The following is a 16528-nucleotide window of genomic DNA, read 5'->3' as shown; positions in this document are numbered from 1 at the left end:
GCGTCCTCATCACCGGCGGTGGTCACCGGCAGCGAGGAAGCGTCGGGTCATGCGCGCCAGCACGAGCGCGCTCGGGACGGACAGCACCGTCCACGCGATCAATGCGGCGGCCATGGTCCCTTCCGATACAGGTCGAGTCGGGTGGGGGTGGACGAGTCCGGGTGCACCGGCGGGGGGTTACCGGCCGCATCGACCGGACTCGTCCGTCCCTCGACGACGGGGAGTTGGGGGTAGCCGTCGAGGGAGTGTGAGGGCTTGCTCGAGTTCTGCGCGACGTACAGGGCGTAGTCGCGCATCCGCCGGTTGCGGCGCGGCCACATCAGGTAGAACCAGGCCAGCCGCAGCCCGACGGCCACGACCCCCTCGGCCGCGACAGCCACGCCAGCCAGGAGCATGCCGACGAATTGATCGACGGAGATGCGGCCCAGCGACACCATGGGCACCGACATCGCCACCACCCCGGCGCCCAGCAGCAGCGAGGTGAACAGCAGCGTTCCGGCTCCGGTCATCGCGTCGCGGAGACTCGGCGCGGTCACGACGCACCGCCCTCGAGCACGGTGAGATCACCGGCGGAGAAGATGGTGAGCTGATACTGCTGCGCCTGCGGCTCACCCAGATCGCGCATCGTGCCGACCAGATCGGCCACCAGCTCAGGCAGTACATGCGGGAACAGCAGGTACTGGGTCCCGGTGTGCCAGAAGTGATTCCGGTACTCGTGCTTCGGTGTGCAGGATCCAGCCTTGAGCCAGCCCGCCGAGCGCATGCCCATCGTCAGCTGGGTCGGCTTGTAGTCCAGGCCGTACCGCTGCCGGATCTGAGCGGCGGTCTCGTCCCACGACCAGACGCTGCCCGGCTCCGGGCCGACCGCGTGGCCGGCGCGCATCATCTGCGGCAGGACGTCGTGGAAGATCCAGCGCTGGAACCGGTAGACCGCGGTGCGGATCTTCGGGTCGCGGATCAGGTTGATGTTCCGCTGGCCGACGACCTTGTAGAAGCCGGGCTCGCTGACGTACCAAACTCCCTGGCCACCGGGGGTACGGGAATTCCCGTACCCTTTGACCAGCAGTTTCTCGTCCTCGTCGAGATCGCGCACCAGGTCGTGGGCTGCACGGTAGCCGAGCTGCTTCGCCAGCAGGGGCGCGTAGACGCGGAAACTGCCCTCGTCTTCGAAGTCGATTGTGATCTCGAACTCGCCGTTGTGGAACACGGCCGGGGTTACCTCGGTGGTCATTCGTCCCCCTCTGCCGGGCAAGACTTTGCGTACGACTCAAGCTCGTCGTGATCGAAGAAGATGTGGCCCCCGTCCAGGCGGCCGACGATCTTTCCTTCGGCACGGAGGTAGTCCAGCTTGCGCACGCTGATCGAAAGCATCTGAGCGGCATCGGCTTTCGTGTACCGGATCCGCGCCGACTTCGATGGCAGCTTGTCTCGACGAGTCATGCCGCACCCTCGCCGTCGACCAAGGCTTGAGCCTCGCCATCGCTGGCGATAGGCGGCTGCCAGACATCGAGAGGACTGACCCCGAGGGCTCGCGCCCAAGCGGTCAGTAGGGGCCCACTTGGGCGCTTGTGTCCGAGCTCGACATTGCGGATGGTGTCCGCGTGGACGCTGCCGATTCCTTCGGCACTCATGCGCTCGATCAACTGCTTGACCGACAGGCCGTGTGCCTCGCGGAGTGTGCGGATTCGTATCTGGGGACCGATAGGTCTGGCGCTCACATCGCCAACTTTAGCGACAGGAATGGACAGATGCAATCATTCAACCGCTAAATTTAGCGATAGCTGGCGTTGATGCGGGTTGGCATGAATGAGCCTGGCGCTAGACCTGTCTGCGCCTGTCATGCATCATTGCTGCATGGCTGAGAATTGGACGCGCCTCGGCGAGCTTGTACGGCTCCGCCGCGAGGAGCTCGGCCTGACTCAATCCCAAGTGCAGGAGCGGGGCGGCCCATCACCCGCCCTCGTCCGCACACTTGAGACAGGCCGCGCACGGTCGATGACCCGCAGTAAACGCAGGGACCTCGAGCGTGCGCTTGATTGGAGACTGGGCAGCATCGACGAAGCGGTCACGGGCGGATCCCCAGCGCCGGCGTCAGAACCATTGAACATTCCGAACATTCGCCAACACCCGGGAACCGATGGAGGCCGCGGCGGCTACGAGGTAGTTCGAGAGCTCGGATCCGTCGAGCCGCTGAAGCTGTTCGGCTTGGCGCTGCTTGCCAACGCCCTGTCCGAAGCGGCAGACGACTTCTCGAAGGGTGATACCAACGGAGACCGCCTCGTCGGTCTGGCCTACCGGACCTACCACGCCTCGATCAAGCTGCTCGCCGAAAGCCTCGGTGTCGACGAAGTTGATGCCAGGGAGACCGCACGCAAGATGGGCTACCTGTTTGACGACCTAGGGCCGGACGGGAGTCCCGAGCAGTAGCTCTGCAGATCCGAGAACGTCAGAAATACCCGACCATCGGCCGCTCCCGGCGGGGCAGAGGCGGTCGATGGCTCGCCGCCCTCACCATCCCCGTCGCCTTCCGAAGCGTCGGTGCCCGGCGCAGGATCATAGGCGGCCGAAGCTCGAATAACAGAGGGTGTCAGCGCAACCGGCGACAATCCACCCCCGGCTGGCTGCGGCCGCGCGTTCATCCCAACTCCGCCAAAAAGTGTAGGCAATGTCGCTGCGTGGCTCCGCCCGAAGTTGTGCGCATCTCTGAACCTCTTTGTCCCCGACCCGAGCGTTCCTTACGTTCAACAGTTGAACGTAGGACCACCATGTTAGTTGTAATAAACCCTCGCGCAAGACATTCCAGGCATTGCGAAAGAGGCTGGACGGTACGTTACCCGCTACTCGCCGGAAACATGCGGTTCAGCCGACATTCGAGGGGTTGCCAAGGAAACTTCTGGCACGGGATGTCCGTTTGACGCACGGGATGTCAGCGTAATCCCGCTATGGGGCTTCACTTTTGGTGAGCAGTCGCCGTATTACTCACAGTCGCAACAAGGTTCCTGTGTCCAACGGTCGCACAATCACCCCAATTCCAGAAGCCCGTCGAGGTTCCCCAGCGCCGCCCGCGCAACCGACAGATCAACATGCGCGTACCTGCGCTGCGCCGCTAACGTCGACTGGCCCATAATCGCCATGCGCACAGCCTCTTCGACGCCCATCTCCAACAGCAGAGTGGCGGTCGTATGGCGCGCGTCATGAAGGCGCACTTGTGGAACACCAGCGCGGTCGAGAGCGGCATGCCATGCAGTCGAGTCATATTTGTTCGGGATCGGGGTGCCCGCTTCCGAAACCCACATCAGGCCGAACCTGTTCGGTGGCGTGATCTTGAGGTACACCTCGAAGATAGCGGCGAGCGGAACCGGCAGCGGGATCAAGATGGGGCGCTGTCCTTTCCTGCGAGTTAGCGCGAACCGCCGGTAGAGCGGTCGGCACTCGTAGCCTTTCGGCACAACGAATCGCTCGGGATCGTCGAGAGCGACTCCGGGGTGAGTCTTCAGGGACTGAAGCTGCCAGGACGTGTCTACGGTGAGGTCCTTCAAGTCGATTCGGTCGCGCTCAAGTCCGAGGCACTCCCCCTGGCGAGCCCCAAGTAGGTACGCCATTGCCCAGCGGGTGACCATTCGATCCTGCGCCGCAGTGGCGGCACGCAGTACAAGTCGGGCTTGGTCCGAGGTATGCGCGGTGCCGGTGGTCTTGTTGTTAAGCGGCTTGGCTATGTGCTCCGTGGGATCGGTCTTCAAGCCCAGCTCACCCTTCGAGGCTTTCGAGCTGATGCTCCACACTGCATAGGTCAGCTCCGCCATGCGCGCAGACCAGTTGTCTCCCACCCATTTCAAATTCGCCCGGATGAGCGCGGGGCGCACGGGAAGCCGGACCGTCTTGCCGATGTTCGGCACGATCTGGTTGTCGATGACCCCTCGGTAGCTGTCATAGGTCTTTGGCGCCTTGTTCGGCTTGACGATGTTCTCGACCCAGTAGTCCAGCCACCGTTCGACGGTCATCTTCGAACCCGGCGAGTAGGTGCCGGCCGCGATCTCGCTACGGAGAGCACGCCACTTCTCCATCGCGATGACTTTGTCCGCAGATGTTGTTGTTGCCCTGTGCCTCTCCCCGTACTCGTCCTCATAAGGAACCGCGCCGACCCACATTCCGTCGGACTTACGTTTGTAGAACGAGCCTTCACCCCGCGGACGCCGACGCTTCTTGGCAGGCATATCCATCATCCCCTTGGAATCCCTGTAGCTTATCTGTAGCATACGTGCTGCTAGCAGATGCTAGCCGTTGCAACCCTAATCCTATTGATAACCAGCAGATTTAGCGATTTCCGCAGTTGGAGAAATGCCTGCCCGCCTGACTCTTAATCAGCGGGTTCGGGGTTCGAGTCCCTGATGGCGCACCACAAGGAAGCCCTTGACCGAGAATTTCGGTCAAGGGCTTCCTTCGTCTCAAAACCCACTCCGACACCGGGAATGGGTCTCACGAATCGCGGTGTTGGATTCGGAATCTATTGGGGCGCAACGGTATCCAAGCGGAGTAGAACCGCGGACGACACAGATATGAGAGACTGGCGCGGTGCAGCGCGAGCGTAAGGTTCACTTCGTGGGCAGCCTGCCCGCACAGTTGGACTCTCCGGCGAAGGCAATGGCATTCGCTGTCGACACCGCCGGTGAATTCCTGGATGGCATGGTTCCGGGCTGTGAAGCGGATCCCTATCGCGCCCAGTGGTACGTCAGACCCATCATCGACCGGCTCGGCAAGGTACCGGCATTGGCTCCGGTACGCCGAGGCGATTGGTCGACGCTGCGTTCCCGCGACACCTTTCGACTGCTGGCAGGCCGATCGCTGGCCGAAGCCGATATCGACACCGCGCTCGGTTATGCGGCGGAGGTCGGGCGTGCCGGGGACGCGTTGGCCGAACTGCGCCGAACCGATCCCGAACTGCGCTTGCAGGTGGGTATACCGACACCCTTTGTCGTCGGTTTCATCGCTTTCGAGGCGCGCATGCTCAGGGTGCGTCGGGGCTTGCCCTATTACCGCCCGATCCTCGACGCCACGGTCCGGGAGATCGTCCGCATCCATGAGGCGTTGGGGGACAACGTCGTATTCCAACTCGAACTGGCAGCCGAGACGCTCCTCTGCGCGGGGATGCCTCCGGGTCTGCGGCAGGGCCCGGCCACGGCGGCGGGTCGAGCGATCGCACAGCTCGTCGCGCGGGCCCCCCACGGCACCCACTTCGGTGTGCACCTCTGCTACGGCAGCCTCGATGGCAAGCCGGCCATAGCGCCGAGGTCGACGGCCGCGGTCGTCGCGCTGACCAACGCGATCGCGCGACGCTGGCCCGCGGGGCGGCATCTCGATTTCGTCCACCTGCCCATCGGCGACGGGAAGCGGGCACCGGTTCGGCCGCGGTACTACGCTCCGCTGGCGCACCTCGAATTGCCTACCACCACAAGGGTTATCGCCGGGCTGGCGCATCCGAAGCAGCCGCTCGCGAACGCGCGACAGGCGCTGGCGGCGGCGGAGTCGGCCTACGGCGGCCAGTTGGACGTCGCGTCCCCATGCGGTCTGGGCCGTTTCGAGACCGTCGACCGGGCTCGGTCCGCAGTGGAATTCGCAGTCACTTTGGCTGAATCGGATCCGACCCCGACGCCCGGCGGCAGTCGGGAGTAAGTACCGGTCGACCTGTCCTGGAGGGTTGGATCATGTTGTGTCGGAGCGTGGTTCCCAGGATTCGGGCAATCACAGAACTCCGGAGTCGCATACGCCCGGGGTAGCGGGCAGCTACGGTTACACCTGTGGTGGAAGAAGCCGAAGGGTCTGCGTCTGAGCACGAACGGGTACCACCGTCGCTCGACCCTGGCGAGCTGAACTCCGCCCGGGTGTACGACTACCTGCTGGGCGGAAAAGACAATTACGAGACCGACCGCGAGATGGCCGGTCGAATGCTCTCGCATGTGCCGGAACTCAAGACCTTGGTCTGGTTCACCCGGGGCTTCCTGCTCAAGGCGGTCGAGATGGCCGCTGACGCGGGTATCCGCCAGTTCCTCGACCTCGGCTCGGGTATCCCGATCTCACCCGCCGTGCACGAGGTGGCTCGAAAGATCGAGCCGTCGGCACAGGTGGTGTACGTCGACTACGACCCGGTCGCGATCACCCACTGCAACGCGCTACTCGCCGGACCACCTGGAGTCACCGCACTGCTGGGCGATATTCGTCGTCCCGGCGAAATCCTCGAACAGATTCACGACCAGGCCCTGATCGACTTCAGCGAGCCGGTAGCGGTCACGCTCTCCGGGGTGCTGCACTACGTGATGGACGACGAACACCCCGCCGAGATCGTCGCCGCCTTCCGTGATCAGTTGGCGCCGGGTAGCTACCTGGCGATCAGTCATGGCTCCACGGATTCCGACCCGGAGATACTCCAGGTGCTCACCGGCACCAAGGGCACTCCGGCCCAGGTCACCTTCCGGTCGACGGCGGAGACGGAGGCATTCATGGCCGGGTTCGAGTTGTTCGAACCCGGTGTGGTGCCGGTGCAGCAGTGGCTGCGTGACGGCTTGCCGGACACTCGGATGGTCATGCTCGGGACCATCGGCCGCAAACCCTGAGGAAGCCGGGCGAGCACGAGTATCCTCGAATGCGCAAATTTGTTGTTGTCCCCCTTCACATTCGAGCGCGCAGCCTGCGCTGTCCCAGCTGATCAGAGGATGAAGAGATGAAGTCCTTCAATATTGTCGCTGGTGTCGTGTCGTCGATCCTGACGGTCGCCGCGGTCACCACCGCCGCCTCGGCCGTCAATGCCCCTGCCGCCTCCGCCGCTCCCGGCGGGTTCCTCGTCACCGCGGACGTCCCCACCCTGACCGACCTCCACGACCAGGTCGTCTACTTGATCGAGACGCCCGGCGTCTCCGATGAGGCCAAGGCGGCCAATATGGAAGGCGGCATGGGAGCGGTCCCGGTCGCGGACGCCCTCTACAACACCGGTCTGTTCCGAGCGCCGTACGGATCGAATGAGATCACCGGTCCGGAAACCCAGGACGGCGACATCCACACCGCGATGCTGCGCACCAAGTCGGTCGGACGACCGGATATCACCGCGCGCGTGGTCTGGAAGCGTATCGACGGTGTCTGGAAGCTCGCCAACAGCTCCGTGTGCGAGGGCATCCAGGCCGTGGGCCTGTCGATGTCCTGCAACTTCTGACCGGCTCCGGGCACCGTGATCGAGATTCGTGACCTCACCCTGAACTACCCGGGCGTGACCGTCCTCGAAGTCCCCGAACTGACCGTGGCAGACGGGGCGCTCACCTACCTGATCGGTCTCAACGGCACCGGCAAAACCACACTGCTGCGGTGTATCTGCGGTCTCATCGCGCCTGCCGCGGGGACCGTCCGGGTCGACGACACCGTGGTGCGAGCTCATCACACCACGCCCGCGACGCTCGGAACGCACCTCGACTACCGAGCTTTCGATCCACGCCACACCGCGCGTCGGCATCTGCGCTGGATCGCTCGCGCTCGTGACATACCTACCGGTCGCGTCGGCGAGGTCCTCGAGATAGTCGATCTCGTCCGGGTCGCCGATCGCCGACTCGGGCACTATTCGCTCGGCATGCTCCAACGCGTCGGCATCGCCGCCGCGCTGCTCTGCGAGCCTCGGACCCTGCTGCTCGACGAACCGCTCAACGGCCTCGACATCGCGGGGATCCGCTGGATACGCGAACTGCTGCGCGAGCTCGCCGATTCCGGGACCTGTGTCATGGTTGCCTCGCACCTGCTCGACGAGGTCGAACGCAATGCCGACCGCATCGTCATCCTCGGAAACGGGCGGGTGCTGGCCGACCAGCCTTTCACCCAGCTCATGAGCACGCTGGAGCCCGGCGAGACCAGCCTCGAAGAGGCCTACGTGCGAATCGCGGGCCTGCCTACCCGCGTCGCGTCCGGCACGGCGTCATGAACAGTCCCGGTCCGGCCACCTTCATCCGCCGGGGTGTCGCCGCGGAATGGACCCGCACCACCGGCCGCAGCTTTCTGTGGACCGTCGCGGTCCCGCTCACCTTCGTGCTGCCGCTGGCCGTCACCTTCGGAATCGCCGCTGTCGCAGAACGACTCGCCACGCTGCCCGGGCAGCGTTTCGTCAACCCGGTCTCCACCACCAACTCCGTGTACTGGGTGATGACATTTTCGGTGTCGATCATGATGGTCACCGCTGCTTACGCCCACGGCACCCAAAGACGCGGTCAGACAAGTGATCTCAGCATGTTTCTGTTCCCCCGGCCCTGGACGGTCGCGCTGGCCAGGTGGATCTACTACGGCGCCATCGCGGCGATATCGACGGTGGTGCTGCTCATCGTCGTCATGGTCACGCTGCCCCACCAGTTCCCCGAACTCTATGGGGCAGTGGACATTACGGACTCCGCCGGTATCCGGTTCCTCTGGACCGTCCCGATCTACGCGTTCGCCGCGTGCGGAGTGGGCATCGCGGTCGGGTCACTGATTCGCGCCCCGTCCGCCGCCGTCGCGGTCCTGCTGTTCTGGGTGTACGTCGCCGAGAGTTCCATGAATCTGCTCCCCCATGGATTCACGCTGCAGGCCTATGCCCCGTTCCTCAACGCCGTCGCCGCGACAGGCCAGCAAGTCGCGTTCATTCCGCGCTTCGGCCGCAACGGATCGCTGCTCTATTTCATCCTCGTCGCCGTCACGCTCTTCATCGCGGCGGCCGTCCTACCGATCCTCATTCGCCGGATATCCGGTTATCGCAGGACGACACTCACCAAATCAGCCAAGAGCTGAGACTGGTTGAACCTGGAGCGGAAGCTTTCTCATTCCGGGTATCGGGCCCATGGCTCGCGGGAGCTTCTTGGTCGGTACCGGCTGGAACTCCCATTTCGACAGCAGACTGTGCAGCGTCGTTTGCAGTACCGGCCACGCGAAATTTCTACCGATACACATCTGATTGCCCATGCTGAACGGAACGAAGCTCCGGATTTTCGCCCCGGGGTTCGACGACGACCACCGATCGGGGTCGAAGGTGTTCGGCTCGGCGAAGAGATTCGGGTCGCGGTGAACAGCCGCGATGCTGTAGCCGATATCGGTCCCGGCGGGAAATGTGTAACCACCGAGTTCGACCGCGGTGACACTGCGTCGGGTCTGCAGCAGTGGCGAATGGATCCGCGTGACCTCGTTCAGGAACCAGTTCAGGTAGTCGAGCTCATCGAGGCTTCGAGAGCCGATGTCTCCCGCGTCGATAATCTCGCGCCGCAGTTTCGAAGCCACCTCCGGACGCTGGGACACCTCGCGCAGTGACCAGGTCAGCGTGGCGGTCAAGGCGTCGATCCCGCCGAAGAGCAGCGTCACGGCCTGCTCTGCCAGGAACTTGTCTGTACGTTGTTCAACGCCAGGCGAATTCAGCAGGAGATCGATCAGGTCGTTGCGGCGCTCACCGCTGACCCGGCGCACGACGAGCAACTCCTGGCAGTAGTCCCGCAGTCGCGTTCCAGCCGAAAGGAACTTGCGGTTCACCGGCAATGGCAGGCTCGCCAGTCGCTTCGGCAGCACACTGCCCACTATCGCGCCCGCACCGATGCTCTCGATCAGGCTCGAGATGAGTCGCAGCTCCGAGATCTCGGGTTCGTGCGAGAACATGGACCCGAGCAGATCGGTGATCACCAAATCCAACAGCTCGGCACGGATGTCGATGATCTGCCCCGGCCGCCACGAACTCGCCAGCGCGTCAGCGTTACGCCGCACGGTCGGCGTGTAGCTTTCCAATATCGTTCGATGGAACGCCGGTTGCAGCAGCCGACGAAGATCCTTGTGTTGCTGGCCATCCGCGACAATCAGCGATTCCTCGAATATGAGACGGATGCGTTCGAAGAGCAGCCCTCGCTCATAGGAATCGGAGTTCTCCACCACCACCCGGTGGAACAGTTCGAAATCGGTAATGACATAGACGACGCGACTGCCGATATCGACACGCACGATTTTCCCGACACCGGCCAGATCCACCATGAACTGGACCGGATCACGCCGCATTCGCCAACCGTGTCCGAGCACCGGCAACCGCCCGGGTCCGCTCGGGACCTCACGAGGATCCACCGCACGCTGCTGCGTTTCGTTCGGCAGATTCGACGCCGGAGACTTCGGGTGACTGTCGCTGCGCACCATCGCCCCGCCTATCGGTACGACGCCGACGATGGCACGGCCGATGCCCCTGGACGCCCGGCTACGAGAAGTAGTCCTCCGACCAGGTCATTCATGGCCAACTCCTGGATCAGCGTGTCGGTTGATGAGGTCTGAGGCCTGTGGTCCGTCAGCGCACTACGTTAGTCGCGATCAGCAACCGACCGCCGTCTTTTGCCGAAACGCTCACGTCCCGAGCATCATTCACGGGCCGCACGCGGCGTGGGTGGCGGAACTGGGGGCGATGGGTGCGGGGCCGATGGGCGGAAAAGCCGTGTGCGGCACGGGAACCAGCCAGGGTCAGGCGGTGGCGATCTGTGAATGGATCGACAGCGACAGTTTCGCGCCCAGGTGGAACGCACCGGCTAGGAAAGAAGATTTTGGACGACGCGAGGGAACTCAACTCGTCCCCCAGCTATAGACCCAGGGGTTTCCCCGCGTCGCGGCGACGACTATAACAGAGTGGTCGTCGCCAGCGCCAACCAGATTTCTCACCCGGGCAGATGCGTGCGTGCCGGAAAGCTCAGTAGTTCGGGTCGGAGATCGAGGCTCGGGCCGCGGAGCCCAGCACGGCAATCAGGGCGGCACCGGCCACGAGGTTGATGCAGGCGGTGGCGATCTGGGAGGTCTGGTCGGCGCTGAGGGTGAACGGGACCAGCACCGCGACCGCTGTGATCAAGGCCATGATCCAGTAGAAGAGCGTCATGGGGTTCGGCATGAACAGCAGCAGCAGGGTCAGCAGCCCGGTCGACATGAGGGCCACCGCCGCACCGCCGAGCGCATAGCCAGCGGTGCTCGCATTGCCGTAGGTTCCATTACCCTCCGGCGCCAGCAGCGAGAACCCGAATACGCCGCGCACCAGCAACACTCCGACCCAGATGACGAGCGCGACAACAATGCCCGCCCCCACTCCCCCGGCCCACAGCTTCCCGAAATCGACACCACGGTCGTCAGGAGCCGAAGGCAACTCCTCATAACCGGGTTCGGCCCGCGGTACGTACGGTCCACCCTGCCCCGGCACGTTGTAGTCGCGCATGCGCCAGACCGTACCGGTGCGAACACTATTCGCGATCGAACACGCCGCCCACGAATGGCGACACGGCATCGACGCGCCGTACGAACACAATTGGAATACGCAAAACACACATTCAGCCGTACGCCGAGTAGCCGTATTCACCACTCGCTCTGGGTCGCGGGAAAATTCGATCGTGGTGCGCGCCAATCCGCTGCGGCGCGGTCGAATTCGCGACTATTCGGTCACTCCCAGGCGAAGCGGGGTTGTTCCATATGAGCTACGCGGGTGGGGCGGTGGCGGAGGGCCACCTCACGGAATTGATGGAGGATGGCGGCGGTGGGGGCGTGGAGGTGGCCGCCGAGTAGGGGGAGTTGGATGGCGGGGCGGTCGGAGCCGGGAACCGGGACGAATTGGGGGTCTACGTCCAGGTCGGTGAGGGGGATCCAGTGGACTTCGGCTACTTCGGCGGGGTTGGGGCTGAGGGGTGGGGTCTCGCCGACCCAGGCGACCACGGGGGTCATGACGTAGCCGGAGCGGGTGGGGTAGTCGTCGAGCAGGCCCAGAATCGCGGAGTGCGGGAGCAGGATTCCCAGTTCTTCGTGCAGTTCGCGGAGGGCGGCGGTTTGCGGGTCCTCGCCGGGGTCGAGTTTGCCGCCGGGCAGGGCCAGCTGTCCGGCGTGGGCGCGCAGGCTCGGTGCTCGTTCGGTCAGCCAGATGCCGTGTTCGCCAGCGGATTCCGCGATGGCGATCAGCACCGCGGCGGGCTTGCGACCGTCGGGGTCTGCGGCTCGGCGGGGGAACGACGCCAGGGCCTCGGATATCCGGCGGTGCAACTGGCCGGCGGGCATCGCGTTCCAGCGGTATCCGCTGCTGTCCTCGTCGACCTGCATCATTCGAACGTAATTCGCGGCACTGCCCGACGTCAACGCGATGCGGGCAGGCGCTCGACAGCGGCTATCCGATTGCCGCCATGGATGATTCAGCGGTGGCCGTGGTCTCCGCCGTCGTGGTGGTTGTTCATGTCACCCTCGTTGCTGTGGTCGTCGGGGAACTGGGTGCAATTCGGGTTGTTGACGTCGGGGTAGGGGCACAGTTCGGACGTTCCGGGGTCGGGGCTGGGATCGTCCGGGTCGGCGCTGGCCACAGCTGCCAGGTGCGCGGCTCCGAAAATATATGTTGCTGCCACGAGTGCGGCGATGCACTTGCTTCGCATGTATGCCTCCTCACATCGGATGGACCCGATCGGGCACTGATAACTCGACGATAACCGTCATTTCGGGCGCGCGGTGAGGATCCGAGACGGATTCGGCGGAGCCCCGGATCGTGGAACTGTGCGAGTCGCCGCCTTTCGGTAGGCTGATCTTCGGACTGGGGGCTCGGTCCGATCTTGTAGTGCTCGTAGTGCGCGACGATCAGTGGAGGGCGGGATGTGTGTTGATGGAGCCCGAGAAGGCTGATGTGCGCCCGGAGTGGGCGCCGCTGACGGTTGATCTCGACCGTCCGAGCGTCGCCAGGGTGTGGGATTTCTATCTGGGTGGTTCGCACAACTTCCAGGTCGATCGTGAGCTCGCGCGGCAGACGATCGCGCAGGTGCCGGACGCGCTGGTGATCGTGCGCGAGAGCCGGGCGTTCCTGCGGCGGGCGGTGCGCTATCTCGCCGAGCGCGGGATCGACCAGTTCCTGGACATCGGGTCCGGGATTCCGACCGTCGGCAATGTGCACGAGGTGGCGCGGGCGACCCGGCCCGACGCGCGCGTGGTCTATGTGGACAGCGATCCGGTCGCGGTCACGCACAGCCGGGCGCTGCTGCAGCACGACAGCCGCACGCTGGTGCTGGAAGCCGATCTGCGTGATCCCGAACAGGTCATCGACGACGCCGCGGAGCTGATCGATTTCTCGCGGCCGGTCGCGGTGTTGTTGATCGCGGTGCTGCACTTCCTGCCGGATGCCGATGATCCCGCCGGAATCGTCGCGCGGATCGCCGCGCGGCTGGCTCCCGGCAGCCACCTGGTCATCGTGCACGGCAGCGCCGACACCGACGCCCACCATGCCGCCGCGGAGCTGTACAACAAGGCCGCCAACCCGTTCCATCTGCGCGATCGCGCCGAGATCCTGACGTTCTTCGACGGATTCGAGCTGGTCGCACCGGGACTCGTCGCACCGAGCCGGTGGCAGTCGGATCAGCCGGCCGGCACCGTGCCCGCGCTGCGCACGCCCGGGTACGCCGGTGTGGGTCGCCTGCCATGACCACCCGGCAGGCGCACACCATGCGATCGGATCCACGTGACCGTGAATACACGCTGTGCCGGGCCGCCTCGGAGTATCTGCGCCTGCTCGCCGAGGCCGGGTACATCGCCACCGACGACAGCGCGATGATCGAGGCCGCCACCGAGTTCCTGCGCGGCCTGGATCAACTCCCCGCCGAGGACACCGGCACCGCCCGCGTACTGGGCGCGGATTTCGCCGCGCGACTGCCGAGGCCGGCCGCCAGCTCGCGCTTCGTCGGCCCGCTCACCACCGCGCTGCTGCTGGCCGCCCCGCAGTCCCCCGCCGACGCGGCGGCCTGGGCGCAGCACGCCGGGCAGGCCGCGGCTGCCTACGCCGAGGTGCTCACCGAACAGGCGCTCGGACAGCACGAAGCGATACTGCGGGCTGCCGTCGCCGCGCGCGAACATCGGATCAGCGAACTGCAGGATCGGCTGCACTACGCGGCGACCCACGATCGGCTCACCGGGCTGGCCAACCGGGCCGTGCTCGAGGAGTGGATCGGCGCGCCGCGCGCCACGGCGGAGACGGTGTCGATCCTGCTCGTGGATCTGGACGGGTTCAAACAGGTCAACGACACGCACGGTCACCATGTCGGCGACGAACTGCTCGTGGCGGTCGCCGACCGGCTGCGTGCGGTCGCGCAGGCCGACGACTGCGTATGCCGTTACGGCGGAGACGAATTCGTCATCGCCACCATCGCCGGGAACACCACCGCGCAGGCCGACGCCGACCGCATCCTGTGCGATATCGCCCGCCCGTTCGCGCTCTCCACCGGCGATGTCCATATTCGAGCCAGCATCGGCATCGCCACCGCCGCGCCCGGCAACCACGACGCTCCGGCGCTGATCCACGCCGCCGACCGCGCCATGTACGTCGCCAAATCCGGTGGCGGGCAAAGCTACCGGGTCCAGGACTGACCGGCGGCTATTTCGGGGGTTTGATCGTCGAGCGGGCGATCAGGGCTCCGATCATCGCGACCACGCCGGTTCCGGCGAATGCGGTCGCGGTGGCGTGATAGGAGAGGGAGAAGGTGGCGGCGGCCAGGATCAGCAGCATTATTCCGATCACTACCAGTGATTGGATGACAGCCGCTTGGTTGCGAGTCAATTCGGTCCTTTCAAAGTTGTTGAGTACCAGGCCGACTGCGAGTCGCGTTGCACGCGGAAGCGAACTCCTCTCGGGTCCGGCGAGGGCACTGCGGGTCAGGCTACAACCGAATCGGCGATAGGGGGGAAGCTCCCGATGAGTGAACATGCCATTGCCTGTCGAATATCTCCGGTTCGGAGCCTTTAGGATTCGACGCATGCGGATCCGTGCCCGGGCTGGGTTGCTTCTCACCGTGGGCGCGGTCGTCGCCCTCACCGTTCCGACCGTAGCGTCCGCGCAGTCCAGCGCGCCGGAGGCGGTGTGCGGGACTCCCCTGTCCGATGCCGAGCTCGGCGATATCGCGCGGCTCTCGGATATTTCCGAGGTGAGCGGCGATACGCTGACGCGATTGGAGACCGCGGTCGCGCGGTTGCACACCATCACCGGAATTCTGGTCGAGCACCGGGATCGCCGGGGGCTGTTCGGAATCGGGTTGGACGCGGTCGAGCAGAGCGCGGTGATGCCGTTGCAGGAGGATCCCGGCGCGTTCCAGGATCCGGAGTACGCACACCGGATCAGCCTCGAATTGCTGGGCCGGTACCTGCGCAATCTGCATGCCGAATTCACCGGCGGCGCAGTGGATCCGCAGTGGGCGCGCTATTTCGACCTGGCGGCGCAATGCGATATCTCCGGCGCACGCGCGGCGATGGCCGGATACAACGCCCACCTGGTGGTCGACCTGGCGAACTCCGTAGCCGCCGTCGGTTCCCAGACCGGCAACGCCGCCGACTACTTCAAAATCGTCGCCACCATCGCGGCCGCCGGTGACGAGATCATCGACCGCACCGAGACCGTTTACAACGCCGACCTCGGCCCCCTGTGGCGCTTCTACTTCTTCGGCGAAGGACTGGACCTGCTGGCCGGTAAAGGCATGGCAACCCGCCCCCTGCTGGTCTTCGCCGACCTCAGCGCCAACGTCGTCATCTTCGGAAACGGCCTGGCCCTACAGGATCCGACCCTCCACGACGCCACCACCACCGAAATCTCCGCCCTCTACGGCACCGCCGACACCGCCTTCGACATCCTCACCCGACTCCACGCCCTCTAGCTACTCCGCCCTCCTCTGGTCGGTCTGGTCCGGTGATCGCGCCGACCGTGGAGCGCAGGATGTAGTCGGAGCGGTTCGGGGTGCGCAGCATGTGGCGGTGGCGGGCCGGGGTCCAGGGCCACAGTTCGGGGGTGCCGTCGGGGGCCAGATACCAGCTGTCACAGCCGGATGCCCAGACCGTGCCGGGGAGGGCGGCGTGGACGGCGGCGTTGAAGCGTTCCGTGGCTTCGGGTTTCGGCTCGATGGTGTCGAATTCGGCTGCGCTCCAGGCACGGATCCAATGCAGGATGTGGTTGGACTGGGTTTCGGCGATGGCGGTGAGGGCGTAGTTGCCCACCGGGCTGTGGGGGCCGATGAGGGTGAACAGGTTCGGGAAGCCGGGGATCGCGACTGTTTGGAAGCCCTTCGGGGTGTCGGACCAGGCGCTGTCGCGGAGGCGCAACAGGCTGGTGCGGCACAGGGTTTCGATGAATTCCCGGCGCGCGCCCGGCTCGATCAGCGCGATCGCGAACCATTCGAACACCCCGCGCACCGCGCGATACGACTGCGTGTTGAGCACGGGGATGCCGCGATACAGAGCGGTGCTCAGCCGGGAGTATCGGAAGTTGGGGATGGGCAGCACCCACTGCGGAGTGCGCTGGAACATATCCACTCGCCGCGTGTTTCCGGCCAGCGCGCTGACGATCTGCACACGAAAGCTCGCACCGCCGAAGGTCTCCATGCCCGCGATGCGCGGGAGGCGCGGGTGATGGAGCCGGCCGGTGATAGCGAGTGCGCGCGAGGAGCCCGTGGTCACGCGCGACCCGCTCGAAATAGGCGTGGATCTCCGCCGCCGACTGCCTGCGCGGCACCGGACTCGACCTCACGGTGCT

Annotated in this window: 20 protein-coding genes; 9 read left to right on the top strand and 11 right to left on the bottom strand. The window is 65.0% G+C overall.

Going from position 1 to position 16528, the window contains the following annotated elements; genetic code table 11:
* Window positions 1-98: 98 nt before the first annotated feature.
* Genes OG300_RS40190 through OG300_RS40175 form a run of 4 tightly spaced genes read right to left on the bottom strand, consistent with a single transcriptional unit; the run spans window position 99 to window position 1718 of the window.
* On the bottom strand, window positions 99-536 hold the full coding sequence (locus tag OG300_RS40190; protein ID WP_405490370.1) for a hypothetical protein: 438 nt from the start codon (window positions 534-536) through the stop codon (window positions 99-101).
* Window positions 533-1231 carry a Bro-N domain-containing protein gene (locus OG300_RS40185; RefSeq protein WP_405490368.1) on the bottom strand — a complete coding sequence of 233 codons (699 nt, stop codon included), beginning with the start codon at window positions 1229-1231 and terminating at the stop codon, window positions 533-535. The genes OG300_RS40190 and OG300_RS40185 overlap by 4 nt, the downstream gene beginning before the upstream one ends.
* Entirely contained in the window at window positions 1228-1440 is a 213-nt protein-coding gene (locus OG300_RS40180) for a helix-turn-helix domain-containing protein (protein ID WP_405490366.1), read from the bottom strand. The genes OG300_RS40185 and OG300_RS40180 overlap by 4 nt, the downstream gene beginning before the upstream one ends.
* Window positions 1437-1718, bottom strand: coding sequence for a helix-turn-helix domain-containing protein (locus tag OG300_RS40175; protein WP_405490364.1), 282 nt, complete (start codon window positions 1716-1718; stop codon window positions 1437-1439). The genes OG300_RS40180 and OG300_RS40175 overlap by 4 nt, the downstream gene beginning before the upstream one ends.
* A gap of 136 nt (window positions 1719-1854) precedes the next feature.
* On the opposite strand from OG300_RS40175, the gene OG300_RS40170 reads away from it, so the two are divergent.
* A complete protein-coding gene (locus OG300_RS40170) occupies window positions 1855-2427 on the top strand; it encodes a multiprotein-bridging factor 1 family protein (RefSeq protein ID WP_405490362.1) in 573 nt (190 codons plus the stop codon).
* A gap of 593 nt (window positions 2428-3020) precedes the next feature.
* Here the strand turns inward: OG300_RS40170 and OG300_RS40165 are convergent.
* Window positions 3021-4214: a tyrosine-type recombinase/integrase gene (locus OG300_RS40165; protein ID WP_405490360.1), complete on the bottom strand. Its 1194-nt coding sequence runs from the start codon at window positions 4212-4214 to the stop codon at window positions 3021-3023.
* Window positions 4215-4572: 358 nt separating this feature from the next.
* On the opposite strand from OG300_RS40165, the gene OG300_RS40160 reads away from it, so the two are divergent.
* The 5 genes from OG300_RS40160 (at window position 4573) to OG300_RS40140 (ending at window position 8790) form a co-directional block, all read left to right on the top strand.
* The gene (locus tag OG300_RS40160; RefSeq protein ID WP_405490358.1) at window positions 4573-5670 is read left to right on the top strand and encodes a hypothetical protein; all 1098 of its coding nucleotides are present in this window, start codon (window positions 4573-4575) and stop codon (window positions 5668-5670) included.
* Between the two features lie 125 nt (window positions 5671-5795).
* Window positions 5796-6608, top strand: coding sequence for an SAM-dependent methyltransferase (locus OG300_RS40155; protein WP_405490356.1), 813 nt, complete (start codon window positions 5796-5798; stop codon window positions 6606-6608).
* Between the two features lie 107 nt (window positions 6609-6715).
* Window positions 6716-7201, top strand: coding sequence for a hypothetical protein (locus OG300_RS40150; RefSeq protein WP_405490354.1), 486 nt, complete (start codon window positions 6716-6718; stop codon window positions 7199-7201).
* Window positions 7202-7216: 15 nt separating this feature from the next.
* Window positions 7217-7954, top strand: coding sequence for an ABC transporter ATP-binding protein (locus OG300_RS40145; RefSeq protein ID WP_405490352.1), 738 nt, complete (start codon window positions 7217-7219; stop codon window positions 7952-7954).
* On the top strand, window positions 7951-8790 hold the full coding sequence (locus OG300_RS40140) for an ABC transporter permease (RefSeq protein ID WP_405490350.1): 840 nt from the start codon (window positions 7951-7953) through the stop codon (window positions 8788-8790). Before OG300_RS40145 ends, OG300_RS40140 begins: the two co-directional genes overlap by 4 nt.
* Here the strand turns inward: OG300_RS40140 and OG300_RS40135 are convergent.
* From OG300_RS40135 to OG300_RS40120, 4 genes are all read right to left on the bottom strand, one after another.
* A complete protein-coding gene (locus OG300_RS40135) occupies window positions 8776-10164 on the bottom strand; it encodes a cytochrome P450 (protein WP_405490348.1) in 1389 nt (462 codons plus the stop codon). The genes OG300_RS40140 and OG300_RS40135 overlap by 15 nt on opposite strands.
* A gap of 538 nt (window positions 10165-10702) precedes the next feature.
* Window positions 10703-11215, bottom strand: coding sequence for a DUF6069 family protein (locus OG300_RS40130; protein WP_405490346.1), 513 nt, complete (start codon window positions 11213-11215; stop codon window positions 10703-10705).
* A 221-nt stretch (window positions 11216-11436) separates the two neighbouring features.
* Window positions 11437-12042: an NUDIX hydrolase gene (locus OG300_RS40125; RefSeq protein WP_405498847.1), complete on the bottom strand. Its 606-nt coding sequence runs from the start codon at window positions 12040-12042 to the stop codon at window positions 11437-11439.
* Window positions 12043-12173: 131 nt separating this feature from the next.
* Window positions 12174-12407 (bottom strand): hypothetical protein, encoded by a 234-nt coding sequence (locus tag OG300_RS40120; protein WP_405490344.1) that lies wholly within the window; start codon window positions 12405-12407, stop codon window positions 12174-12176.
* Window positions 12408-12631: 224 nt separating this feature from the next.
* Here OG300_RS40120 and OG300_RS40115 point away from each other — a divergent pair, with 224 nt between their 5' ends.
* Together OG300_RS40115 and OG300_RS40110 are read left to right on the top strand one after the other, a co-directional pair.
* A complete protein-coding gene (locus tag OG300_RS40115) occupies window positions 12632-13441 on the top strand; it encodes an SAM-dependent methyltransferase (RefSeq protein ID WP_405490342.1) in 810 nt (269 codons plus the stop codon).
* The gene (locus OG300_RS40110) at window positions 13438-14379 is read left to right on the top strand and encodes a diguanylate cyclase domain-containing protein (RefSeq protein ID WP_405490340.1); all 942 of its coding nucleotides are present in this window, start codon (window positions 13438-13440) and stop codon (window positions 14377-14379) included. Before OG300_RS40115 ends, OG300_RS40110 begins: the two co-directional genes overlap by 4 nt.
* A gap of 7 nt (window positions 14380-14386) precedes the next feature.
* Here OG300_RS40110 and OG300_RS40105 read toward each other — a convergent pair whose 3' ends face one another.
* The gene (locus OG300_RS40105; protein ID WP_405490338.1) at window positions 14387-14530 is read right to left on the bottom strand and encodes a hypothetical protein; all 144 of its coding nucleotides are present in this window, start codon (window positions 14528-14530) and stop codon (window positions 14387-14389) included.
* A 235-nt stretch (window positions 14531-14765) separates the two neighbouring features.
* Between OG300_RS40105 and OG300_RS40100 the strand changes: the two genes are divergently transcribed.
* On the top strand, window positions 14766-15656 hold the full coding sequence (locus tag OG300_RS40100) for a DUF5995 family protein (protein ID WP_405490336.1): 891 nt from the start codon (window positions 14766-14768) through the stop codon (window positions 15654-15656).
* Here OG300_RS40100 and OG300_RS40095 read toward each other — a convergent pair.
* Window positions 15634-16452, bottom strand: coding sequence for a hypothetical protein (locus OG300_RS40095; RefSeq protein ID WP_405490334.1), 819 nt, complete (start codon window positions 16450-16452; stop codon window positions 15634-15636). The genes OG300_RS40100 and OG300_RS40095 overlap by 23 nt on opposite strands.
* Window positions 16453-16528 lie beyond the last annotated feature (76 nt).

The sequence above is a fragment of the Nocardia sp. NBC_00511 genome, assembly GCF_045161165.1.
In the GTDB taxonomy this organism is placed as follows: Bacteria; Actinomycetota; Actinomycetes; order Mycobacteriales; family Mycobacteriaceae; genus Nocardia.
This window is presented reverse-complemented; position numbering and strand designations above follow the sequence as displayed.